Source organism: Acinetobacter sp. BIGb0102, assembly GCF_003815055.1.
GTDB classification, from domain to species: domain Bacteria; phylum Pseudomonadota; class Gammaproteobacteria; order Pseudomonadales; family Moraxellaceae; genus Acinetobacter; species Acinetobacter vivianii.
This window is the reverse complement of sequence record NZ_RKQE01000001.1, coordinates 106,574-129,647: the sequence shown is the minus strand read 5'-3', so window position 1 is coordinate 129,647 and position 23,074 is coordinate 106,574. Positions and strand designations below refer to the sequence as shown.

21 protein-coding genes and 1 riboswitch are annotated in these 23,074 nt (G+C 42.0%); of the genes, 10 read left to right on the top strand and 11 right to left on the bottom strand.

Annotation, left to right across the window (positions count from 1 at the left end; translation table 11 throughout):
- Positions 1–325: 325 nt before the first annotated feature.
- The 3 genes from EC846_RS00630 to EC846_RS00620 all read left to right on the top strand — a co-directional run bounded on the left by EC846_RS00630 (position 326) and on the right by EC846_RS00620 (position 2,708).
- Positions 326–961, top strand: coding sequence for a peroxiredoxin (locus EC846_RS00630; protein WP_047429396.1), 636 nt, complete (start codon positions 326–328; stop codon positions 959–961).
- Positions 962–1,308: 347 nt separating this feature from the next.
- On the top strand, positions 1,309–2,127 hold the full coding sequence (locus tag EC846_RS00625; RefSeq protein ID WP_123773775.1) for an MBL fold metallo-hydrolase: 819 nt from the start codon (positions 1,309–1,311) through the stop codon (positions 2,125–2,127).
- Positions 2,124–2,708 carry a dual specificity protein phosphatase family protein gene (locus EC846_RS00620; RefSeq protein WP_047429391.1) on the top strand — a complete coding sequence of 195 codons (585 nt, stop codon included), beginning with the start codon at positions 2,124–2,126 and terminating at the stop codon, positions 2,706–2,708. The genes EC846_RS00625 and EC846_RS00620 overlap by 4 nt, the downstream gene beginning before the upstream one ends.
- 126 nt (positions 2,709–2,834) lie before the next feature.
- Here the strand turns inward: EC846_RS00620 and EC846_RS00615 are convergent, their stop codons facing one another.
- The 5 genes from EC846_RS00615 to trpA form a co-directional block, all read right to left on the bottom strand.
- A complete protein-coding gene (locus EC846_RS00615) occupies positions 2,835–3,776 on the bottom strand; it encodes a DUF6929 family protein (protein ID WP_416332303.1) in 942 nt (313 codons plus the stop codon).
- Positions 3,777–3,860: 84 nt separating this feature from the next.
- Complete coding sequence (locus tag EC846_RS00610; protein WP_123773774.1) at positions 3,861–4,982, bottom strand: SPOR domain-containing protein; 1,122 nt, start codon at positions 4,980–4,982, stop codon at positions 3,861–3,863.
- Positions 4,973–6,259: a bifunctional tetrahydrofolate synthase/dihydrofolate synthase gene (gene folC / locus EC846_RS00605; protein ID WP_123773773.1), complete on the bottom strand. Its 1,287-nt coding sequence runs from the start codon at positions 6,257–6,259 to the stop codon at positions 4,973–4,975. The genes EC846_RS00610 and folC overlap by 10 nt, the downstream gene beginning before the upstream one ends.
- On the bottom strand, positions 6,256–7,152 hold the full coding sequence (accD, locus tag EC846_RS00600) for an acetyl-CoA carboxylase, carboxyltransferase subunit beta (RefSeq protein WP_004775442.1): 897 nt from the start codon (positions 7,150–7,152) through the stop codon (positions 6,256–6,258). The genes folC and accD overlap by 4 nt, the downstream gene beginning before the upstream one ends.
- Entirely contained in the window at positions 7,149–7,952 is an 804-nt protein-coding gene (gene trpA, locus EC846_RS00595) for a tryptophan synthase subunit alpha (protein ID WP_005259451.1), read from the bottom strand. Before trpA ends, accD begins: the two co-directional genes overlap by 4 nt.
- A 275-nt stretch (positions 7,953–8,227) precedes the next feature.
- On the opposite strand from trpA, the gene EC846_RS00590 reads away from it, so the two are divergent.
- Positions 8,228–9,559: a Na+/H+ antiporter NhaC family protein gene (locus EC846_RS00590; RefSeq protein ID WP_123773772.1), complete on the top strand. Its 1,332-nt coding sequence runs from the start codon at positions 8,228–8,230 to the stop codon at positions 9,557–9,559.
- A gap of 334 nt (positions 9,560–9,893) precedes the next feature.
- On the opposite strand, the gene EC846_RS00585 is transcribed toward EC846_RS00590, so the two are convergent.
- Complete coding sequence (locus EC846_RS00585) at positions 9,894–10,916, bottom strand: AraC family transcriptional regulator (protein WP_123773771.1); 1,023 nt, start codon at positions 10,914–10,916, stop codon at positions 9,894–9,896.
- Between the two features lie 116 nt (positions 10,917–11,032).
- On the opposite strand from EC846_RS00585, the gene EC846_RS00580 reads away from it, so the two are divergent.
- Positions 11,033–11,908 carry a metal-dependent hydrolase gene (locus EC846_RS00580; RefSeq protein WP_123773770.1) on the top strand — a complete coding sequence of 292 codons (876 nt, stop codon included), beginning with the start codon at positions 11,033–11,035 and terminating at the stop codon, positions 11,906–11,908.
- Between the two features lie 58 nt (positions 11,909–11,966).
- Here EC846_RS00580 and EC846_RS00575 read toward each other — a convergent pair whose 3' ends face one another.
- Entirely contained in the window at positions 11,967–12,962 is a 996-nt protein-coding gene (locus EC846_RS00575; RefSeq protein ID WP_123773769.1) for a DUF2804 domain-containing protein, read from the bottom strand.
- 215 nt (positions 12,963–13,177) lie between these two features.
- Here EC846_RS00575 and EC846_RS00570 point away from each other — a divergent pair, with 215 nt between their 5' ends.
- A complete protein-coding gene (locus EC846_RS00570) occupies positions 13,178–14,953 on the top strand; it encodes a bifunctional metallophosphatase/5'-nucleotidase (RefSeq protein WP_123773768.1) in 1,776 nt (591 codons plus the stop codon).
- Between the two features lie 60 nt (positions 14,954–15,013).
- On the opposite strand, the gene EC846_RS00565 is transcribed toward EC846_RS00570, so the two are convergent.
- Genes EC846_RS00565 through EC846_RS00555 form a run of 3 tightly spaced genes read right to left on the bottom strand, consistent with a single transcriptional unit; the run spans position 15,014 to position 17,414 of the window.
- The gene (locus tag EC846_RS00565; RefSeq protein WP_123773767.1) at positions 15,014–15,526 is read right to left on the bottom strand and encodes a DUF1543 domain-containing protein; all 513 of its coding nucleotides are present in this window, start codon (positions 15,524–15,526) and stop codon (positions 15,014–15,016) included.
- Positions 15,527–15,535: 9 nt separating this feature from the next.
- On the bottom strand, positions 15,536–16,780 hold the full coding sequence (gene trpB, locus EC846_RS00560; RefSeq protein WP_004775454.1) for a tryptophan synthase subunit beta: 1,245 nt from the start codon (positions 16,778–16,780) through the stop codon (positions 15,536–15,538).
- Positions 16,761–17,414, bottom strand: a complete 654-nt coding sequence (locus EC846_RS00555) for a phosphoribosylanthranilate isomerase (protein ID WP_123773766.1) — start codon at positions 17,412–17,414, stop codon at positions 16,761–16,763. The genes trpB and EC846_RS00555 overlap by 20 nt, the downstream gene beginning before the upstream one ends.
- A 119-nt stretch (positions 17,415–17,533) precedes the next feature.
- Positions 17,534–17,748: riboswitch (cobalamin riboswitch) on the top strand.
- A 34-nt stretch (positions 17,749–17,782) separates the two neighbouring features.
- On the opposite strand from EC846_RS00555, the gene EC846_RS00550 reads away from it, so the two are divergent.
- The 3 genes from EC846_RS00550 to EC846_RS00540 all read left to right on the top strand — a co-directional run bounded on the left by EC846_RS00550 (position 17,783) and on the right by EC846_RS00540 (position 21,037).
- Positions 17,783–19,606 (top strand): TonB-dependent receptor plug domain-containing protein, encoded by a 1,824-nt coding sequence (locus EC846_RS00550; RefSeq protein ID WP_123773765.1) that lies wholly within the window; start codon positions 17,783–17,785, stop codon positions 19,604–19,606.
- A gap of 103 nt (positions 19,607–19,709) precedes the next feature.
- Positions 19,710–20,297, top strand: a complete 588-nt coding sequence (locus EC846_RS00545) for a cob(I)yrinic acid a,c-diamide adenosyltransferase (RefSeq protein WP_123773764.1) — start codon at positions 19,710–19,712, stop codon at positions 20,295–20,297.
- Between the two features lie 23 nt (positions 20,298–20,320).
- Complete coding sequence (locus EC846_RS00540; protein ID WP_123773763.1) at positions 20,321–21,037, top strand: glycerophosphodiester phosphodiesterase; 717 nt, start codon at positions 20,321–20,323, stop codon at positions 21,035–21,037.
- A gap of 30 nt (positions 21,038–21,067) precedes the next feature.
- Here the strand turns inward: EC846_RS00540 and EC846_RS00535 are convergent, their stop codons facing one another.
- Positions 21,068–21,595 (bottom strand): META domain-containing protein, encoded by a 528-nt coding sequence (locus tag EC846_RS00535; RefSeq protein WP_062846127.1) that lies wholly within the window; start codon positions 21,593–21,595, stop codon positions 21,068–21,070.
- A 211-nt stretch (positions 21,596–21,806) separates the two neighbouring features.
- Here EC846_RS00535 and EC846_RS00530 point away from each other — a divergent pair, with 211 nt between their 5' ends.
- The gene (locus EC846_RS00530) at positions 21,807–22,979 is read left to right on the top strand and encodes an acyl-CoA desaturase (protein WP_004775465.1); all 1,173 of its coding nucleotides are present in this window, start codon (positions 21,807–21,809) and stop codon (positions 22,977–22,979) included.
- Positions 22,980–23,074: the final 95 nt, after the last annotated feature.

The following is a 23,074-nucleotide window of genomic DNA, read 5'->3' as shown; positions in this document are numbered from 1 at the left end:
CAATAACAACAAACCCTAGGTCGGTTAATTTTTTCTTAGCTGTTATTATGGAGTCAGAAATAAGAACTACAAGTGCTTTGCATCCAAACAGGTAAAAAAATCTGCGAGGCGATTCTGACATCAAGCAACTAAAGAGCGTTAATGTAGCAAATTTGCATTTAACTTACATCGACTTCAATGTGAATTTCTGCTCATTTTTTAACAAGATCCATAAGCAATATCTCAAAAGTTCATAACAAAATACAAAAACAATAATTTTATTTATAAAGTGGATGCTGCATATTGAATGGAGAAACGACATAGAAAAAAGTATAGAGGACTGATCATGACATTACGTTTAGGCGACACTGCCCCAAATTTCCAGCAAGAATCAAGTGAAGGCACCATTGATTTCTATGACTTTTTAGGAGATAGCTGGGGTATTCTATTTTCCCATCCAGCGGATTATACGCCAGTCTGTACCACAGAGCTGGGTTACACAGCCAAGCTGAAAGATGAATTTAACAAGCGCGGTGTAAAAGCCATCGCCCTTTCGGTTGATGATGTGGAATCGCACAAAGGCTGGATTCAGGACATTAATGAAACCCAAAATACCACGGTTAATTTTCCAATCATTGCAGATAAAGATCGTAAAGTATCTGAACTTTATGGATTTATTCATCCCAATGCCAGTGAAACCTTAACTGTTCGTTCATTGGTCATTATTGATCCGAATAAAAAAGTGCGTTTGATCATTACCTATCCAGCGTCAACAGGGCGTAATTTTAATGAAGTGTTGCGCGTGGTCGATTCACTGCAACTCACCGATAATCACAAAGTTGCAACACCAGCAAACTGGCAACAGGGTGAAGATGTGGTGATTGTGCCGTCATTGAAAGATGAAGAAGAAATCAAACAACGCTTCCCGAAAGGCTATAAAGCAGTTAAGCCGTATCTAAGACTCACGCCCCAGCCTGAGTGAGGATCAAACGAGCAACGCTCGTTCCGAAATGCAAGGTAAACAGCTATGCTGTGAGCTAAGAGATTGAAGCCGATTAAAGGCTTCAAGCGAAGCGTAAGACAAACGTAGTGCGTAGTAATTAAAAACGAGCAACGCTCGTTCCTGAAAAGCGACTAAAGCTTCGCAAGAAGGTAAACAGCTATGCTGTGAGCTAAGACATTAAAGCGAAAGCTTCAATCGCAGTGCAAAACGATATATCAAGCCTATCTCCCCGATAGGCTTTTTTATGCCAGACTCAAATTTGTTTTGGTATTTTTTAATCAATACGTTATAAGAATAATTCGATCCGAAACACAATAAAAATCATCATGATCTATAACATTCATCATCTGCATTGTGGCAGCTTCTGCCCTGTCTGCGCACCCTTATTCGGACAAAAAGGTTGGAAAGCTCATCTGGTTTGTCATTGCCTATTGATTGAGACTGATCGTGGTCTGGTTCTGATTGATACAGGCTTGGGCTTACAAGACTATTTACATACTGAACAGCGTCTGGGCAACCTGCTGACTCAATTTGGTTCTATCGTGCCGAACCTGAAACTCAGTGCCATTCAACAGATTCAGCAACTCGGCTTTAGTCCCAACGATGTAAAACATATTTTTGTGACGCATCTGGATTTCGACCATGCGGGTGGTATCTCTGATTTTCCCCATGCAACCGTACATGTGCTGGCCTCAGAATTTAATGCGACCCAGACATTATCTGCCAAAGGGAAACTACGTTATAAAACCGAGCAGTTTAAACAGCATCGACATTGGAGCTTTGCAGAACATAACGATGGTGAAGACTGGTTCAATCTCCAGCATGTGAAAGGCCTTCCGTTCTTTCAGGATGAAATTCTCATGGTGCCGTTGCTCGGACATACACTTGGGCACGCAGGCATTGCAATTAAAAAACAGGACGGCTGGATTCTCTTTTGTGGTGATGCTTACTTTTCCCACCTAGAGCTCAACCCTAAAAATAAACTCAGAGCACTCGACCTCACCGAACGCTTATTGGCTGAAGATAACCAGCAACGTGTGCACAACCTAAAACGCTTACAATATCTGGCTCAACATGAACCCAAGATTGAGTTAATTTGTGCGCACGATCCCGTTGAATTCAGTCGCTATCAATCCATCTTATGAAAAAAACACTCATTGCCCTGACACTTATTTCCACCCTCAGCATGGGTGGTTGCATGAAACATCCAAGTCTGGATGATGAACAACGCCCTAAAAACTGGGGAACATTGATTTCCAATACACATAACTTTTATCAAATCAGCAATGATGTGTTTCGTAGCGATCAGCCGAGTAATGAATTAATTCCAAGCTTAAAACAGTACAACATTGATACTGTCATCAATCTTCGCGCTCGAAATGAAGATGCAAAAGTTCTCAAAGATCAACCCTTTAATCTGGTACACATCCCGATTTATACCTGGGCGATCAATCGTGAAGACTTATTACAAGCGATGCGTGCCATTCAAACCGCAAAACAGCACAATCAAAAAGTATTGATCCATTGCTATCATGGTTCAGACCGTACAGGTGCGACCATTGCCATGTACCGCATTATTTTTGAACACTGGTCGATTGAAGATGCAGTAAAAGAAATGAAACAAGGCGGCTATGGTTTTCATGTGATCTGGAAGAATATCGATCATTTGCTTAGCCCTGAAAATGTAAAATGGATTCAACAGCAACTGTCAAATCCATCTCGTTAAGACATTTATTTTTTTATAGACAAAATGCTTCTGATTAGATGAAAAGGTTTATTTAATCAATCGCATTTTGTCGATCTGATTAACTTAAATTCAGTGATGATAATTACCCAGCAAAGCATACTTGGCTTAATTTTGTGGTTTTTCAAAAGCAGAATGACTCAGCAATACTTTCAAAATTTCAGAATTGCCACCGTCACTGTCGGTGACCAATAAAAATACTTCACCATCAGGTCGTGACTCAAGCCACGTAATTCCTTCAACTTTAATGGGTAGCGTTTTGCCTTCTACATCCTGAATTAAATGACTCGATAAAGCTTGACCATCTGGAGAGAACAACAAAATAAAACTCCCCAAGACATCACCATCATCATAGGTATTTAATGTTTGCTCAACCGCAGCCGTGGCAACAATTAGTTTTTTATCCAATAAAAAATAGGCATCAGAAATCCCGCTTGCAGCGCCCCCAATCTCAGGCAAGTTAAGATTGAACGAATTTATAAGCGCATTTTCTAACGATTTTCCTTCTTTAATTTTGGCTAAATCAAAGACTAAAACACCATGATGGCGATTAATATTGCCTCGTTGAAAGATGTAAAGATGATGACTATCTGAACATACCGCCTCTATATTGAGATCAGCTCCACCTGTTAATTCAGCACTATGTTCTAAAAAGTGATAATCCACCGCATCTAAAAAAGTTTCGACCTGATCATTGGCAGGATTATAGAGTAAAGCTTGTTTACGATTTTCCGTAGAACCCGACCCCATAATCAATAATTGTGGCTGTCCGTTAAAGATGAGGCAAGTTAATGCTTCAAAATCAGGCTTTTTTTCTTTGCTCAGTGGGATAAGTGATATTGGCTCGGATTGTTCAAATAATGGAATTTTTTCAAAGACCGTTGCACTGACCATGCTATTGTTTCGGTTAGTTTTGAGTAAGTAACGAACATCATCACCCACAAAATAAAGATTCTCCCCCACACAAGCAACACCAGATAGTGCACTAATCGCAGAATCAGATTCAAAAATAATCCGTTCTAATATCCGAAAATCAGTATTTATGTTCATATTGTTTCCCCAATTCAAGAGAATACTCGCAGGGTAGCTAACGCCTGCGAGATTTTTCAAATTTGTCTAGGGGAAGATCAGCATTTATCGCTGGTCAAGCGGAACCCAATCAATCACCCAAGCTGATTTCATATTCAGACTATCATCAGAGGTAATTTTCTTACGGGTAGTATCTGCCGTATCACGATCTTTGGCTGGGCCAACCATGATACGAATACCTTTAGATGTCGGGCTAGTTGTCACCTTATAGCCTTTAGCACGTAATTTTGAAACGACAGCATCGGCATTGGCCTGATTTGCAGCCAGTGCCACTTGTACCATCCATTTCTTATCGCCATTTTCCATAAGATCGCGGGCTTTTTCAGCTTCTGCTTTCTTGTCTGCTTCAGCCTTACGCTTATCTTCAGCAGCTTTCTTGTCTGCATCTGCTTTGCGTTTATCTTCAGCGGCTTTCTTATCTGCCTCAGCCTTACGTTTATCTTCCGCAGCTTTCTTGTCTGCTTCTGCTTTACGTTTATCTTCAGCAGCTTTTTTATCCGCTTCTGCTTTACGCTTGTCTTCAGCAGCTTTTTTGTCTGCCTCTGCCTTACGTTTGTCTTCCGCAGCTTTGCGATCAGCTTCCGCTTTCTTTGCCGCTTCTGCTTTACGTTTATCTTCCGCCAACTTCTTATCAGCATTAGTCTTTTGCTGGTCTGCTTTTAACTGTTCCGCTCGCTTCTTTTCATCCGCTTTGCGTTTGTCTTCAGCCAGTCGTTTTGCTTTTGCTTTCTCATCTTCAACCAATTCAGGTGGAATATTGTCTGAACTTTCTTGTGCAGCAGTACGGCGTGCATTGATTGCCGCGTATTCTTCAGCCGCTTTACGAGCCGCCGCTGCTTCTGCTTGCTGCTGCATTTTTAAAAATTCAGCAGCACGCGCCTCTTGTTCAGCAACCGCTTTTTCACGAGAGCGACGTTGTTCTTCAAGCAAACGTTTTTCTGTTTCAACATCAACCGCTAAAGGTTGTAATGAAACCATTTCACTCTCTTGGGCAGGCTGAGCAGTTTTTGGCTTAGACTCTGTTTTGGGAATAGGATGAGTAACGTTAGCTTGCGTATGATCTTGCTCTATTTCTTCATTACCTTTAAGAAGTAATGCGGCCAATAAAACACCACCTCCTAATAGAACAACGCCACCCATCCAACGTTGTTTGTTATTCATCGACATTCTTCTAAATACTCCCAGACCGCTTCTAAAGTATGAAACGAACCACAGACTAAAATCAGCTGATTGTTATTACCTTGTTTCAGCACAGTTTCAAACGCTTGCTGGATACTGCCGAACTCATGGACCTGTTGCCCTTGCAATGCGTCTTGAATCTGTTGCACTGGTGCGGCTCTAGGCACATCTAAATTAGCAATAAACCAATCTTTTACTGTTGTTTTTAGTAAATCAGTGACAGATGGAATGTCTTTATCTGCCAACATTGAAAATACTGCAACAACTTCTGTGTACTGTTTATTGTATTTTAAGAATTTTCGCAACTGCTTCAATAAAAATTCGACACCATGCGCATTGTGCCCAGCATCAAAAATAACCGTTTTATCCTGAATTTGTCTGATTTCAAAACGGCCTTGTAGACGTGCCTGCTGAATACCCGTTGCAATGGCATGTTGTGATACTTCAATCCCACTCACCAGTACAGCGGCAACCGCAGTTGAAATATTATCTAAGGCAAGCTGTCCAACCGGAAGCTTTAAAGTGCTACCAGAAGATGCAAATGACCATGTTTGACCATCTTCATCTAGCTGATAGAAATAATCTTGATTGAGTGTATATAACTGCGCTTGGGTTTCAGCCACTTTATCTTGAATGGCTTTCGGGAGCTGCTGTTGTCCTGCAAAAACCACCGGAATATTCGGACGAATGATTCCCGCTTTTTCAAATGCGATTTTTTCGACAGTTTCGCCGAGCCAATCGACATGATCTAAACCGATATTGGTAATGACAGCAACATCTGGATCAATCACATTGACCACATCAAGACGACCACCAAGACCGACTTCAAGCACCCAGACATCACATTGCTGCTGTTTAAAAATCAAAAAAGCAGCCAAAGTGGTTGCTTCAAAAAAAGAAAGACTTAATCCACATTTACGGCGAGCCTGATCGACTTGTACAAAAGCATCTACCAGAGTCTGATCATCAGCCTCCATACCCGCCAGCTTCACTCGCTCATTAAAACGGTAAATATGCGGTGACTGGTAAAGTCCAACCTTATAACCTTGTGCATTTAAAATTGCAGCTAAAGTTGTCGTAGTCGAGCCTTTGCCATTAGTGCCTGCGACTGTAAATACTTTCGCCTCAGGTTGCATTACACCCAGCTTTTCAGCCACAGGAATAACGCGCTCTAAACCTAAATCAATGCCTGTAACATGAACATGGCCCCAATAATCGAGCCATGTTGTTAATGTATCCGTTGAATGTGGAGCGTGCGGTTTCAAGGTAAGTTCATCAGTTTTGCAACAAGTCTGTATACAGTATCACGTAATGCATGACGATGAACAATTTGATCGACCACACCATGATCAAGCAAATATTCTGCACGTTGGAACGGTTCTTCCAGTTTCTCACGTACCGTTTGTTCAATCACACGTTTACCCGCAAAGCCAATCATCGCCTTCGGTTCAGCGATATGTACATCACCCAGCATCGCCAATGAAGCAGTCACACCACCATACACAGGATGAGTTAACACCACCACATAAGGCACACGAGCTTCTTTCATTTTCTGGATGGCAGCCGCAGTACGCGCCATTTGCATCAAGGACAACATACCTTCCTGCATACGTGCACCGCCAGAAGCAGCAAAACAGATCATCGGTTGATGCAATGCAATTGCACGTTCAGCCGCTTGTACAAAACGGTCGCCCACAACCGTACCCATTGAACCGCCCATGAAATCAAAGTCAAAGGCACAAGCAACAAGGTCTAAACCTTTAAGCGAACCTTGCATCACCACAAGCGCTTCTGTCTCACCAGTTTTGTCTTGGGCTTCACGCATACGATCTGGATAAGGTTTGCTGTCCACAAACTTTAATGGATCTTTGGCATTAAATTCCTGACCTAATTCGCCATTCACCTGATCAAAGAACCAGTTCAGACGATCACGTGCACGCATACGTAAGTGTTCATCACATTGAGGACACACATAGGCATTAAATGACATGGCAGTACGTGTCACCAGTGCATGGCACTCAGGACATTCAATCGTAGGCTCAGTAAAGGTCGCTTTAAATGTTTGCTGTTGATCTGCAACCTGAATACCAGGGACATGACGCTCAGTCCAAGGTGTTGAAGGGTTAAGAACCTTCCCTGATGTTAACTCTTGACTCATACTAACTCATCGAGCGCAGCTCGAAGCTCCTTCACTTTATTCACCGTCTGTTGCGCAGCTTCATCGGCTGGCAATGTCGCAAAAGATTTAACGAAAGCACTTCCTACAATAACGGCATCGGCAACCTGACCCATCGCTTTTGCAGACGCTGCATCACTAATTCCAAAACCGACACCGACTGGCACATTGGTTTTAGATTTAATTTTTGCAATACGCGCTGCTGCTTCAGAAGTATCTAAAGTTGCTGCACCTGTCACACCTTTTAATGACACATAGTAAACAAAGCCGCTTGCCTGATTTACCACATGTTGAATACGCTGGTCTGTTGAGGTCGGCGCGAGCAAGAAGATCTGATCCATTCCATTTTGTTTAAGAACTTCACCTAATTGCTGAGATTCTTCAGGTGGTAAGTCCACCAAAAGCACACCATCAACACCACAGTCTTTCGCATAAGCAACAAACTTTTCATAACCAATGACTTCAACAGGATTTAAATATCCCATTAATACCACTGGTGTCGTTTGATCTTTTTCACGAAAGGCTTTCACCATATTCAATGCATCTAAAGTATTGGTTCCACCTGCCAAAGCACGTTCAGCCGCTAAAGCAATTACGGGACCATCTGCCATCGGGTCAGAGAATGGAAGACCCAGTTCAATGACATCAACGCCCGCTTCTACCATTTGATGAAGCAATGGAACAGTTACCTGTGGATGCGGATCACCTGCCATTACATAAGAAACAAGCGCTTTACGTTGCTGAGATTTAAGCTGTTCAAAACGAGTGGCAAGACGTGACATAGGATTATGCTTTCCTGATTTATATAAATTAAGGAGTTGTTTGTGGTCATTTAAAAACACTGCATTGTAACGCTATTTTTTGTTCATTGAACAGAGTTTGACGTGAATGCGACAGCGAATCCTGAGACTTACAACTCCCCTTGTACATTTATCTATATTTTGAGTTTTTTCTCAATGATCAAAGATTCCTAATTTCGGGCTTATCACGTAGCATTTTAGAAATCCGCCAAGCTCCTTTATACTACCCGCAATTTTTAAGTTTCCTTTTTATTTTTATGTCTGCCCACTCTCCGGAAAAAGTACAAAGCAATGCCCTTGCTTTGCTGCCGCTATTGGTATTTTTGATCATCTTTCTCGGGAGTGGTCTGTATCATTCAATGATCGGAACAGAATTTGCCTTCTATCAGATCAAAGCACCTGTGGCTGCAATTCCAGCGGTGATTCTTGCCCTTCTGCTATATAAACAGAAACTCAATAAAGCCATTGAAGAATTCCTGCAAGGGGCCAGTCATCCCAATCTAATCTTAATGTTTATGGTGTTTATGCTGGCAGGGGCTTTTGCCAGTGTATCCAGTGCAATTGGCAGTGTCGATGCAACCGTACAACTCGGACTCTCACTGATTTCAGTTGAATATGTGTTGCCTATGCTGTTTATCATTGCAGCGTTTATTGCGACTGCAATGGGAACCTCCATGGGCACCATTGCAGCGTGTGCACCGATTGCCTTTGGTTTCGCGCAAGCTACTGATATTGCACCGATCTATGCGATTGGTGCGGTGGTCGGCGGTGCCATGTTTGGCGATAATTTATCGATGATCTCGGACACAACCATTGCTGCAACCCGTAGCCAAAATGTTGAGTTAAGAGATAAATTTCGGGTCAATGTCTGGATCGCCCTTCCTGCTGCCATTATCACTCTATTTGTTTATATTGCACTGAGCCACGATGCAGAAGCCATTCAATCACAGCCTTATGATTTATGGCTAATTCTGCCTTATCTTGCAGTATTCTTCCTCGCTTTTACCCGTTTACACGTATTAGCCGTGCTAATGATTGGTGTGATTTTATCGGGTGTAATTGGTCTGGTTGAAAAGCCTGAGTTTGATATTTTGAAGCTCAATAGCTCAATCTATGATGGCTTTGTCAGCATGTTTGAGGTGGCATTACTTTCCATGTTGCTGGGCGGGCTATCTGCTTTAATGCAAAAAGAAGGCGGATTGCAGTGGTTAATTCAACGTATTTACGCCATTACTCGCCTGTTTAAATTTGGCCGACAACGTGCAGGTGAATTCGGCATAAGCTTTCTAGTGGTATTCTCGAATTTGTTTGTGGCCAATAATACCGTTGCGATCATTCTTTCTGGCGATATGGCACGTGAAGTGGCAAAGGAATATGGCGTAGATCCTAAACGTAGTGCAGCTTTACTGGATATTTTTTCTTGTATCATTCAAGGGATTATTCCCTACGGCGCGCAGTTACTGCTTGCTTGTTCGATTGCCAAACTCTCACCCGTTGAATTGATTGGCAATATCTACTATTGCTGGATTCTTGCGATTTGCGCAGTCCTTGCCATTGTCTTTAATTATCCACGTTTAAAAACACGTTAAAATCCTGTACGAATATGAGACTCGAAAATGTCGTTCACAACCTGAGCAAGCCAAAGCGACTGAAGCTTTGGTGAAGCGCAAGAACGAGGAAGTGAACCTTGCGGAGCTTCAATCACTCCTCATGTGAATGACAATGGTTTTGCCTACTTTTGCCAAAACACTTGCGAAGCTTTAAACGCTTCTCAGGTCGAACCTGAACAAAGTTGAAATATATTTCAACTGAAGTGCAAGACGTAGTGGTTTATCCAATAATTAGATGAGAATACAACATGACTCCGTTGAGCCTCCCCCATTTAAATAAGAATTATGCCTAGTGAAAAGATTCATTTTAAATCTACAAAGATTTTAAAAACTGCTTGGGCGTAACGCCTGTCCAACGCTTAAACGCCCTCCCAAACGCACTCTGATCCGCATAATTCAGCCGCTCCGCAATCTCTGAAAAAGACTTACCTTGTTGCAAATACAACTTACTTTGCTCCAAACGATACTGATCCAGCACATCCTGAAAATTCAATTCATACGCTTTAAGCTGACGTTGTAAAGTACGTTCTGAACAATGCAATCGCTTGGCAACATAACTCTGCAATACCTCTTCCTGCTGCAATAAACCCTGTTCAATCAGGCTATGTATTTTTTGTCTAAATTGCTGCTGCTGAATTTCAAAAGAACTGACACTGTTCAATGATTGCTGTGCCTGAGTAGATAACACCTGATTCAATTGTTGATCTGCGGCAATACTTTTTGCTTTTAAAATCTGGTTAGAAAAACGGATCGCATACTGCCCTTGCTGAATCTGAATCGGACAGCCATAAAATTTTTCAAAATGATACAGCGCAGTATGGGGCGCGTAACCAAACTGGATTGTCTGCGGCGGAATCAGGGCATCTTGGACAATGGATTGGGCAATCTTGAAGATCAGGGCCAGATTCAATTCATACATTTCCCGATAATCACGATAAGAGGCACTCCACACAATTTGAATATAGTCTGGAAACTGCTGGACATCGAGCTGTTCTAAATTGGTTTGCTTAAAGACCAGAGAATAATAACGTTGTAATAGCTGCAAGGCTTGTTGTAGATCAATACTGGTTGATGCCAGATAACCCATCAAACCTAAGTCCTGCAAATTGGCATTCTCTGCCAAAACCAAGGTAATGGGACGAGTAAAATGTGGTTGAGCAGCCTGTAATAACAAGGCATAACGCTCGACATCAAAGTCTTTTTCATCGGGATTGTCTAAACAGGCTTGAAAGGCTTGCCACAGTTCAGGTGCAACAACTTTAGATAAATCAACTTGTTCCTGTTGCAACACGCGACTAAACAAACGCAAGTATCCGATTATTATTTTAACTGACATGGGCCAATCTCATCCTGAGCTGTCGTTATTTGTATAAAAATTGGCTGTAACTGTCAAAACATTTCATCGGAGTTTTTCCATACTGGCGACATGAAGAAAAATAAGGAATTGTCAAAATGAATGCACATGTTTCCTATCAAGTTGATCCTGTGGTCAGAACCAAACTGGACTTCCATTTAGAACAAGCACCACGCTTCTGGTTCGGTGGTGACCCATTCCGTACCCGTATGTTTGATGCCCTCAGCCTGACCTTCCCCGATGGCGAGCGTTATTTTATTGAATGTGTCCGTTTATTCCGTGACAAAATTGATGATCCAGACCTACAGGAACGTGTGGCTGATTTTATTCGTCAGGAAGCACAGCATGGTATTGCGCATGACAAAATGAACCAAGTCATGAAAGATCAAGGCATGCCTGTAGACCAGTTCACGACGCGTTTAAAGAAAATTTTTCGTTTTGAGCTCAAGAATCGCTCTCCTCAGTACAACATTGCCATGACCGCAGCAGCCGAGCATTTAACTGCGCTGATGGCGGATACCTTCTATAGCAGAAAAGAGACGTTGGCCGAAGCTGATCCTTTTGTTCGCGCACTGTTTGCTTGGCATGCGATTGAAGAAATGGAACATCGAGATGTCGCATTTGATGTGATGCGAGAAGTTGGTGAAGTGCCTGAAGCAACCCGTCGCTTTGCCTTGGTCTTTACCACAGTGATGATGTTTGGTTTTACTCTCTATCGTACCGATGTGATGCTCAAAACCGATGGTTTTAACTTGAGACAACGTTTTGATATGGCACGTAAAGGTTTGCCTTGGTTCTTTGGTCGTAACGGTATTTTGACTGCAAAAAGAGCACAATATAGCGACTGGTTTAAAAAAGATTTCCATCCAAATCAACACCCAGTGATTCGCCAATACGATATCTGGATCGATACTTTAGCCAAGACCAATGATCCAATTGCTGCGGGTGAAGCTTTTTGGCAAGCGGGGCTTTAGTTCATTATTAGACATAAAAAAATCCCCTTCCAATTGAGGGGATTTTTTATTTCCATCATCACCACTTCGCATAATGCTGTTCTAACAAACCATATTCATTATCGAGTGACACCAACTCGACCTGCTCATGTGCAATGGTGCCACTGACTTTGGCTTGCCATTGATTGAACTGGCTGCCGATTAAACGCAGATTAATATTTTCAAACCGACACCAGCCTGTTTCCACCACCAAATTTAAACATCCACCCAAAGAACGAATTGACCAAGTTTTTTCATCTTTTTGCTCAAATAAAACATCCGTCAGCGGATACAAACGTCCATTGACCCACAAAGCATTTTCATTACCAAAACTTTCATTCACACCTGATGCCAGATTGATACCAATACGGCGATCTTGCGCATCACGGAACTGGCAAGACAACCAGAACCAAGCCGTTTCAGGTCGCAGAAAACCACAGGTATCATCTAAAGCAGCTAAACTCTGTGCATTAAATTCAATCCGTTGCTGAGCTGGACTAATGAAAAAGCCCTCAACTGCCAGCGTGGTCTGCTTTTGTGTATAAGTCCAACCATTAATTCCTGTTGGGCTACATAAACTGAGTGCATCCGTACCTGCACAAAAAATCCGTGCTTTTAACTGAATCTCACCATGTTTGGTGACCTGAATATAACGCACGCCATTGGCATGCTGCATATCGAATTGATAAGCTGATTTTTTAAAATGGCTTTGACTAAATAACGGTTGTTCATCGAGATGGGTTTTCAATGCCAGTGGCTGGATTGCATTCCATTCAATCACTTTTTGAGTTTGATGATCATAGACATAAAAGAAACCATGCCCTGCCCAAGATAGATCGACAATCGCCACTCCAATGCTGTAGTGCTCATGCTGAAATCCGCAGAATTTAAATTTTTTATATTTAAGTTGCTTGCGCCAGCCGGTTAAGACCTGTCCATACGGCGTTTTATAAATATAGTCATCCAGATTGATTCTCGATGGTACCTGATCAAAACGTCCATAACGTGGCTGACCATTGGTTTGTATCAAATCCATTATTTCATTCCATGATTACGGGTTTGCATCTGCCTCAATAATAAAGCTTAAGCGGACAAATTGACTCATCGTTTTGTCTGTAAAAATGATGAATACTTTGCATTTTTACCGCTAAATCCAAGTTTCTTCCGAATGATTCTAGCTCATAATTTCATCAAACATTCATACAGAAGTTTTATTTTTGAAAACAACCTTATACCACCCGATCAAAAACAATGATGACGCAACAATTATTAAAAGCTCAAGTCTGCTGCCTTATGCTGCTTGCCTTGACGGCTTGTAACGACAATGATGATCATGAATCTCCTCAGGTAGAACGAAAAAATCAGACCATCAACATTCTCGCCTTTAATGATTTTCACGGGAATCTTGAACCACCCAAACGCTTTATCGAAGCAGATGATCCGAATGATAGTAGCAAAACGGTACGTATTCCTGTCGGTGGCGTGAGTTATTTTGCTGATGCCATTAAAAAATTACGCGCTCAATATCCAAACAATGCTGTGGTTTCAGCAGGTGATCTGATTAGTGCTTCCCCCCTAACCTCATCACTGTTCCTAGATGAACCGACCATTGAAACAATGAATGACATTCAAATCGATTTCAATGCTGTGGGTAATCATGAATTTGACCGTGGAACCGATGAACTACGTCGTTTGCAAAATGGTGGCTGTCAACAATATACCAGCGCCAAACCTTGTCAAATCAATCCAAACTTTGAGGGTGCCAAATTTAATTTTCTGGCAGCCAATGTCTCGATGAAAGCAGATCCCAACAAAACATTATTTCCTGCGTATAAAGTCAAAACTTACGGCGGAATTCCTGTTGCCTTTATTGGGATGACCCTAAAAGCCACACCAAGCATTGTGTCAGCTGCGGGCATTAAAGATGTTAACTTTAATGATGAAGCCGATACGGTGAATGCTTTGATTCCTGAATTAAAGAAACAAGGAATTGAAGCAATTGTGGTGGTGGTACATGAGGGCGTTGCGCCAAGTACCAAATTTAATAAAAAAACCTGTGAGGGTTTAAGCGGCCCATTGCTAGGTATTTTAGACCGTTTGGACCCTGCGGTTGATGTGGTGGTTTCTGGTCATACTCATCAGTCTTATATTTGTGATTACTCGACCAAAAATCCACAAAAACCATTTTTACTCACTTCTGCTGGACAATACGGCACGATTATTACCAATATCCAGCTCGAACTGGATGGTAAAACGGGCGATGTCATCAAAAAAGATGCGGCTCAAGTCCCTGTTCAGAGTGAAGCCTATACTTCTGGCACAACCACAGTAAACTTGACGGATCTATACCAAAAATTTAATAAAACCCCAAGTATTGAAGCCATTCTGGATAAATATCGTCAGGCCGTGACCACTATTTCAGCCCGTGTCGTTGGTACAGCAGATGGCGTGATTAATCGTAATACCACTGAAAGCGGTGAAAGTGCTTTGGGTAATTTAATTGCCGATGCGCAACAAGCCATGGCATTAACTGCGAGCAATCAAGGTTCTGATTTCACCCTGATGAATCCAGGTGGTGTACGTGCCGATTTACAGGTCAATACCAATAATCAGATTACCTTTGGTGATGTATTTACCGTTCAGCCATTTGGTAACTCGATTGTGACGCTAAGCCTCACCGGCAAACAGATTCGTGATGTCTTAGAGCAACAATGGTCAGGTGCCAATGCAGCTACGGTACGTATTTTACAGCCATCTAAAGAGTTCAGTTATTCGTATAAGAAAGACAATTCGGCTTCACCACGTGCCAGCAATATCTTGGTAGCAGGACAAGCGCTGGATGATAGTAAGGTTTACCGTGTGACCGTAAACAGCTTCCTTGCCGATGGTGGTGATAACTTTACCGTCTTAAAAGAAGGTAAAAATCCTGTCGGTGGTGGGCAAGATATTGATGCCCTAGAAAAATATGTATCTCTGCATTCTCCACTGACAGCACCGAAAACAGATCGAATCAAAGTCATACCTTAATCACATCATAAATAAAAAGAGGGAAGCAAATGCTTCCCTCTTTCTTTTCTAAAACGATTATTAAGCTAAGGTGAGATAAGTATTTTCCCAAATCATCGGACTAAACTCACCTTGAATTAAATGGATATAACGTCCTGCGATATGATCTATTGGAATGCAGTCATCGACATCTACGACACGATCTGTATGCGGCTTATGCCAGTGTTGTTCAATGAACTGTTTACCCAACTGTTTTGCCGCCACTGCATCAGGTGCAACGACAAGATGATAGCTATGCAACTCACCAAATGCATTTGGTGTATAGCCGCCCAAATTAATCAGATACAGCTTTGCATCAGCCACTGATGGCGCAGCATCGGAGAAGTGAATCTGATAATTCACACCTTGCGACTGCACACCTGAAATCTGCGCCCAAGCATCAATATGTAAATCTTTTAATTCACCAAACCAAGCCTGTTTCAGTTGCGGCGTAAGCTCAGACAAGCTATAACCAATTGCCATGACCACATCATGCACTTCCGTATTGGCTTTCGCATGACGGCCACCCAACATTACCATAAACAGACTTGGCATAGCGGCAGCTTACATCTCGACCATTTCAACGCCATCAATACGTGCAACGGTCATCAAGTCTTTATCGCCACGGCCTGAAACTGTCGCAATAATAATTTGATCTTTCGACATAGTCGGTGCAAGTTTAGTGACATAAGCCATCGCATGTGAACTTTCAAGAGCAGGGATAATGCCTTCAATCTTGGTGAGATCACGGAAACCCTGTAAAGCTTCATCATCATTGATTGGCACATATTCCACTCGGTTCATGTCTTTCAGGAAACTATGCTCTGGGCCTACACCTGGGTAGTCCAAACCAGCTGAAATACTGTGAGTTTCAATGATCTGACCTTGCTCATCCGACATCAAATATGTACGGTTCCCATGTAACACACCCACATGACCTGCATTTAATGGTGCTGAGTGTTTACCTGTTTCAATGCCATAACCTGCGGCTTCAACACCGTACATTTTCACATCCTGATCATTCAGGAATGGATAGAACAAGCCCATCGCATTTGAACCACCGCCTACACAAGCAACTAAAGCATCTGGTAAACGCCCGGCTTGTTCTTGAATTTGACGACGTGCTTCACGACCAATAATTGACTGGAAATCACGAACAAGTTGCGGATATGGATGTGGGCCAGCCACAGTACCAATCACATAATAAGTACTGTCGACATTGGTAACCCAGTCACGCATTGCTTCGTTCATGGCATCTTTTAAAGTTTTTGAACCACTTTGTACGGGCACAACCGTCGCGCCTAACAAACGCATACGGTAAACATTCATCGCTTGACGTTTCACGTCTTCAGCGCCCATGTACACCACACATTCCATACCCAGACGTGCTGCAATAGTTGCCGTCGCCACACCGTGTTGACCAGCCCCTGTTTCCGCGATAATGCGCTTTTTACCTGAAAGCTTTGCCAATAACGCCTGACCAATCGTGTTATTGACCTTGTGTGAACCCGTATGGTTCAAGTCTTCACGTTTCAGATAAATTTGCGCACCGCCGAGGTGCTGAGACCATCGCTCAGCATGATAAAGCGGACTAGGACGACCAACATAGAACGCAAGATCACGATCAAACTCTGCCAAGAATTGAGCATCATTCTTCATACGACCATAAAGACTTTCGAGGTCTTCAAGTGCAGCCATCAGCGTTTCTGATACAAAACGTCCACCATGAATACCGAAATGCCCTTGAGCATCTGGAAACTGGGTGTAATCAATAACCTGATTTTCTTGATTAGAGTTTTGCTGATCCACGTTGGACTCCTTGCATAAATTTTTCAATGAGTTGTTGGTCTTTTATACCTTTTGCGGACTCGACGCCTCCGCTGACATCCACAGCAAATGCTGCTGTGGTATCAATAGCTTCACTGACATTTTCAGGGGTTAATCCCCCAGCCAAGATGAGTGGAATTTCAAGTTGGGGAAATTGCGTCCAGTCAAAACTGTGCCCTGTCCCACCTTTTAGCTCAGGATGCCATGCATCTAATAAGACTGCACTGGCGCCTGCTGCTTGATAGCGCTGGATTTCAGCGACAATATCCAGATCAGGTTTGACCTGAATGGCTTTATACCAGCGACGTTTGCATTGCGTTGCGATTAATTGACATTGTTCTGGCGTTTCATCGCCATGTAGTTGTAATACATCCAAAGGGACTGAATCAAGCACCGTTTGGATGTCTTCAGCAGTCGCATTTACAAATAAGCCCACCAGTTGTACATAAGGTGGCACTTGCTTTGCCAATACTTGTGCTTGTTCAATGCTAACATTTCGTGGACTTGGCGGAAAAAATACAAAGCCGATCGCATCTGCACCAGATTGTACAACGGCGTGAATGTCTTGTATTCGGGTAATTCCACAAATCTTGGCGCGAGTTCGCATTTGGCGCATGAGCTGTCCAATTTAATCTGAATATTTTTGAAGCTCTCGCATTGTAATGCAATTTGACTGACTTTGTGCAAAGTTCATTCTGAAATGCAATTGTTTAAAAAACGTTAACACTTTATACTTTGCGTAATCTTGCAACAAGTCTAAAGCAAATTCTTTTGCTTATAGGGAAGTTGGTGAAATTCCAGCACTGCCCTCGCAACGGTAACACCGAATCACTCATCTCAGCTCAACGCCAAATCACTGCATCGGTATGATGTGGGAAGATGATGAGTAATATCATTTGTTTGATGATTATAGTGAAGTCCGGAGACCTGCTTGTTGTTTATTTCCACATTATCATTCACGACGGGTGAATGTCTGGAGTGCGCATGTCTACTGCTTTTCAACCAACTCGTTTAGTTGGGGCTATCGCTATTGCGATGGGGTTTACTTCACCAGCTTTTGCTCAAGATCAATCAACAGATAAAACTGCAACGCTCGATACAATCGTTGTGACCGCATCTCGTAGTGAACAGAAAATTAGTGAAGTTCCTGCACGTATCAATATTATTGAACCTACAATTCTTGAGCAGTCTCCGATTGCCTCTTTACCGCAGCTACTCCAGACCGATGCTTCAATCAATATGGTACAAAGCGGTGGCTATGGACAAACCGCGTCTATTTTCTTACGTGGTGGTAATTCAAACCAGACATTGGTTTTAAGAGATGGTGTACGTCTGAATTCAGCGACTTCTGGCACAGCGTCTTTATCATTTATTGATACAACAGATATTAAACAGATTGAGGTATTAAAAGGCCCAGCCTCTGTTTTATATGGTACGGATGCAATCTCTGGTGTGGTTCAACTGATTTCAAAAACACCTGAAAAAACTTCAGCTTTTGTAACCGGTGAAATAGGTGAAAACAAAACCTATAAAGCGGTAGTTGGTGCAGACTTGGCTGAAAATGGTTTCTATGCACAAATTCGTGGGCAACGTCTAGAAACTGACGGCACTCCAGTAAAAGAAGTAAAAAATGCAATAGATGCCTCATATGACCAGAAAGGTTATAGTGCAAAAATTGGAGTAGATAAAGAACAGTACGCTGCTTCGGTTGATTATAGCGAGAATCAGGGTTATAGCGATTATGACAATTATGGAAGCCTTGTTTCTCAAGACTTCAAAAATGAGATCATAAATATCAAAGGTCGTTTGAATATTCTTGAGAATTTAGCCTTACATGCCCGTTTCTCTCAATTCAAAGATGAAATAGAACAAAATAATTCAACAGATTTTGTTCATAGTAAAACGCAAGAGTCTGAAATCTATGGTCAATGGGGCTTTACACCGAGTCAACAGCTATTAGTTGGTGTTACACACCGGAATATTGATGGTGATGTACTTTCATATGGTACGCCATACCAAGAAGATATTGATTCAACAGGATATTATATTCAGCACAAATATGACCAAGCTGGGTTAAATACCCAAGTCGGAGTCCGTGTTGAAGACAATGAAAAATTTGGTACCCATACCGTTGCTCAAGGCTCTGTTCGTTACCAAGTACTACCTCTAACCAGTATTTATGCAAATATTGGTTCAGCCTTTAAGGCACCAACACTCAACGATATGTACGCTTATGGCGGTAACCCTGACCTTAAACCAGAAGAAAGCTTTTCATATGAGATCGGTCTAGATCAAAAATTGGCTTACAACATTTCAACGGGTTTATCTCTTTATACAACAGAAGTAGATAATCTTATTGATTTTGATGGCGTTCTGAATCAAATGAGAAACCTTGAAAAAGCTAAAATGGAAGGTAGTGAGCTGTATGTAAAATGGCAAGGTGAAAACCTGTTTACTAATTTAAGCTATAACTATGTTCGCGCTAAAGACAAGAAAAATGATGAAGATCTAAGTCGTCGCCCTCGTCAAAATATTGCGTTGACTGCTGGTTGGACAGATGAACAATATACCTTCTCGACCACAATGCTTGCGAATGGTGATTATGACAACAGTGCGTTTGATAATGCTCAAATCCCTGGGCACTTCCGTGTAGATATGCATGGACAATACAAAGTGAATAAAAATGTAGATATCTTTGCCAATATCCAAAATGTAGGCGATTCAAAATATCGTACTGCATATGGGAGCGGTAGTTACTACATCAACGGTGGTCGCTTAGCTTCTGCGGGTGTCACATTCCGTTATTAATCGTGCGCTAAAATAATAAAAACATTTTCTTAACTCCAGTTTCGGGGTAATGTTCTGACCGACATTATCCCCTTTTTATTTTCAGGATCAGAGAAACAGAACTATGGGACATCGTTTAAGTAAAATCTATACACGTACAGGCGACTCAGGCACCACAGGTCTTGGAGATGGCTCACGTGTTACTAAAGATGATTTACGCATCGCAGCTTTGGGTGATGTCGATGAACTCAATGCAACCATTGGTGTGCTTCGCGCACAGATCAGTGCCAGCCAAGTTGAAAATAAAGCACACTGGGATAAAAGTTTAAGCCTGATTCAACATTGGTTGTTCGATCTAGGTGGCGAAGTCTGTATTCCCAATTATCATCTGCTTCAAGCTGTATGCATCGACTTTCTGGAAAAAGAAATCGACCACATGAATGAATCTTTACCGATGTTAAAAGACTTCATTTTGCCATCAGGTACTTTAGCTTGTAGCTATGCCCATCAAGCCCGCGCTGTCTGCCGTCGTGCAGAACGCGCTTTATTATCAGTACATAATCGCGACCAAAATATTCAAGCGACTGCACTACAATTATTGAATCGCTTATCCGACTGGTTATTCGTTGCCTCACGCGCTCTTCAACGCGCCGAAGGTGGTAGCGAAGTGCTATGGCAAAAGAATATTAACGACAGTATCGATCAAGCATAACTTTTCAATAAAGGCAGAGACAAATGCGAATTATTGGTCATCGTGGTGCGCGTGGTGAAGCCCCTGAAAATACGTTAGGTGGCTTTCGTTATCTGCATGATTTAGGCGTACGTGCAGTCGAGTTTGATGTGCGCCAATTGAAAGATGATCAATTGGTCGTGATCCATGATGATGACTTTGTTCGCACGGCGGGCCGCTCACAACAGGTTGAAAGCTGTAATTTATTAGAAGCGCAGCAATTCGATCATCGTCATCAATGGCAGGCATGGGCCTTTGAAGAATATACGCCCAGTCTTCCCCATGTCCTTGAGTGCTTAACGGACTTTGAGCATATTGAAGTTGAAATCAAAGCAGTTACAGACGATGCAGCGGCTGAACGCTTGGTCTATCAACTTCATCAAGATTTAAAAGATTTTGAGCAAAGCGCAACCATTACCAGTTTTGATGTCAAAATTTTAGCTGCGTTACAGCGTTATCACAGTCATTTTAAGCGTGGACTACTGGTTGAAATTCCAATTGGGGAATATGCGATTGAACTTGCCCAGCAATATGACTGTTGTCAAATTGGTTGGGGAGATGCTCTAGCAACCGATGAAATTATTCAACGGACTCAACAGGCAAATCTTGCAATCAGTGTCTGGACGGTGAATGAGGTTGAACGTGCCAAGCACCTGCAGCAGCTGGGTATTCAAGGTTTAATTACTGATGTTCCAACAACCATGTTGCAACATTTAAAATAACAAAAGGCGGAATAAATTCCGCCTTTTATTTTATTTCTTACGCTGGGCCTGAATCAAACGCTGCCCTTTTGCATCTAACAAATATAGGTTTGCGCCATCTAGCTGGAAGCGCTCAACTCGTTGAATCGCATCCATCAAATCCGCCTCTTGCGCTAAAGCGCGGTTACAGCTTTGATGCTGTGCCATCACATCAAAATCCAGTTTACGCTGGGTGAAATCATATTTATAACGACCATAAATATTGTTGCAGCCCGTATGCCCTGACACCATCTTTGAAATGGAGTTGAGCTGAAAACCCGGATACTGGTTAAAGAACAAAGCTCGCTTGCCTTGAATGGTGGTAATTTGCCAATCCACATCTTGTACACCATCGGTACTTTTACGTACTTGCATGGCAGGCGGCTGTGTCACCCGTTTCGGCTGCAAGGTATTCTTTTGCGCCGGCTGGGGTTGGCTTTGACATGCTGCAAGCATGACAGCAGCAGAGAATATTAAAGTTTTGTTAAAAAATGCCTTCAAAGAAAAAATAGGATTTTTCATGGTATTTTGCTCAGACATTGATTTATTTCACCTTTTAATTCATTGATCAAATTTACAAATGAATTCTGTTACTGTTCTTTCGATACAACTGTACAATAATACTAGTGCTAATCGATTTGGACATGCTAATATCAGTGATAAAATAGCAATATATCGTCATGATTGGTTTTGCTATCTCGTTTAGTTTTATTATCTTGTACAAACAAGGTTTTTAGGAGCGCTGACGGATATGACTTCCGCCCCACTCAAAAAAAAGGCACCCATTAACTGGACTGCTAGCATTACCTTAATTGGCACACCAATTCTTGCCGCTATTTTAATCCCTTTATACGCTTATTATTATGATTTTAGTGTAAGTGCTTGGGTGAGCATGATCTTCCTTTTGGCACTTAGTAGCCTAGGAATTACAGCAGGTTATCACCGTCTTTGGGCACATCGTGCTTATGAAGCGGCTTTACCACTTAAAATTTTATTGATGATTGGTGGTACCTTTGCTGTCCAAAACAGTATTTTATTTTGGGCTTCAGGTCACCGTACCCATCACCGCCATGTCGATGATGTGGATCAAGACCCGTATTCAATTAAACGTGGTTTCTGGTACGCACACTTAGGTTGGATGATTCGCGATCACTCGCCATCTGAACCTGACTTTAAAAATGCACCTGATTTGCTCAATGACAAATTAGTGATGTTCCAGCATAAATATTATGTGCCAATGGTCATCGCTGTTCATGTCGGTGTATTAGGCTTAATCGGTTGGGCGACTGGCGATATCTGGGGCGTGATTTTACTGGGTGGTTTATTACGTTTAATCATCAGCCATCACGTTACCTTCTTTATTAACTCGCTTTGCCACATGTGGGGCAAACGTCCTTATACCGATGAAAATACGGCACGTGACAACTTTGTCTTAGCTATTTTCACTTGGGGTGAGGGTTATCATAACTATCATCACATTTTCCAGTACGATTACCGTAATGGCGTGAAATGGTGGCAATATGATCCAACCAAATGGTTAATCTGGACCAGCTCAAAGCTTGGTTTAGCTAAAAATTTACGTCGTATTCCAAGCTTTAATATCAAAAAAGCTGAGCTTGCGATGAAGTTTAAATATGCTGAACGCGATCTTGCGATTTATGGTCATGATGTCAATACTGACATCGTGCAAATGAAGCAGCGTATTGCACAAGAATACGAAGCATTTACCCATACCTTAAATGATTGGGCAAAGCTGAAAGAACAAGAGCTTCATGCCAAGAAAGCAGCAATGGCTGAAAAAATCCATCAAATGGATCACAAGCTGAAAGTTGATTTCCAGTTACTTGAACACCGTTTAAGTCATCACCGTGAATGTTTAGAAACCTTAATGCGTAACATCAAAAAAGCGCCTGTTTCTGAATAACAGAATACCCATTAAAAATGGTCTCAAATCGAGGCCATTTTTTATATCTGCGGTTTCATCTCTGCGTTTTACCCTTCCCCATTACACCCGTTAAT

Excerpts from the sequence above, each read along its gene's own strand:
- trpA (WP_005259451.1), bottom strand. The coding sequence starts at position 7,952 with ATGTCACGTCTTGCCACTCGTTTTGAACAGCTTAAATCTCAGCAACGT.
- EC846_RS00555 (WP_123773766.1), bottom strand. The coding sequence starts at position 17,414 with ATGCGCCAAATGCGAACTCGCGCCAAGATTTGTGGAATTACCCGAATA.
- accD (WP_004775442.1), bottom strand. The coding sequence starts at position 7,152 with ATGAGTCAAGAGTTAACATCAGGGAAGGTTCTTAACCCTTCAACACCT.
- EC846_RS00630 (WP_047429396.1), top strand. The coding sequence starts at position 326 with ATGACATTACGTTTAGGCGACACTGCCCCAAATTTCCAGCAAGAATCA.
- EC846_RS00570 (WP_123773768.1), top strand. The coding sequence starts at position 13,178 with ATGATGACGCAACAATTATTAAAAGCTCAAGTCTGCTGCCTTATGCTG.
- EC846_RS00575 (WP_123773769.1), bottom strand. The coding sequence starts at position 12,962 with ATGGATTTGATACAAACCAATGGTCAGCCACGTTATGGACGTTTTGAT.
- EC846_RS00545 (WP_123773764.1), top strand. The coding sequence starts at position 19,710 with ATGGGACATCGTTTAAGTAAAATCTATACACGTACAGGCGACTCAGGC.
- EC846_RS00620 (WP_047429391.1), top strand. The coding sequence starts at position 2,124 with ATGAAAAAAACACTCATTGCCCTGACACTTATTTCCACCCTCAGCATG.
- EC846_RS00585 (WP_123773771.1), bottom strand. The coding sequence starts at position 10,916 with ATGTCAGTTAAAATAATAATCGGATACTTGCGTTTGTTTAGTCGCGTG.
- EC846_RS00550 (WP_123773765.1), top strand. The coding sequence starts at position 17,783 with ATGTCTACTGCTTTTCAACCAACTCGTTTAGTTGGGGCTATCGCTATT.
- EC846_RS00540 (WP_123773763.1), top strand. The coding sequence starts at position 20,321 with ATGCGAATTATTGGTCATCGTGGTGCGCGTGGTGAAGCCCCTGAAAAT.
- EC846_RS00610 (WP_123773774.1), bottom strand. The coding sequence starts at position 4,982 with ATGTCGATGAATAACAAACAACGTTGGATGGGTGGCGTTGTTCTATTA.
- EC846_RS00590 (WP_123773772.1), top strand. The coding sequence starts at position 8,228 with ATGTCTGCCCACTCTCCGGAAAAAGTACAAAGCAATGCCCTTGCTTTG.
- EC846_RS00580 (WP_123773770.1), top strand. The coding sequence starts at position 11,033 with ATGAATGCACATGTTTCCTATCAAGTTGATCCTGTGGTCAGAACCAAA.
- EC846_RS00625 (WP_123773775.1), top strand. The coding sequence starts at position 1,309 with ATGATCTATAACATTCATCATCTGCATTGTGGCAGCTTCTGCCCTGTC.
- EC846_RS00530 (WP_004775465.1), top strand. The coding sequence starts at position 21,807 with ATGACTTCCGCCCCACTCAAAAAAAAGGCACCCATTAACTGGACTGCT.
- EC846_RS00535 (WP_062846127.1), bottom strand. The coding sequence starts at position 21,595 with ATGTCTGAGCAAAATACCATGAAAAATCCTATTTTTTCTTTGAAGGCA.
- EC846_RS00565 (WP_123773767.1), bottom strand. The coding sequence starts at position 15,526 with ATGCCAAGTCTGTTTATGGTAATGTTGGGTGGCCGTCATGCGAAAGCC.
- EC846_RS00615 (WP_416332303.1), bottom strand. The coding sequence starts at position 3,776 with ATGAACATAAATACTGATTTTCGGATATTAGAACGGATTATTTTTGAA.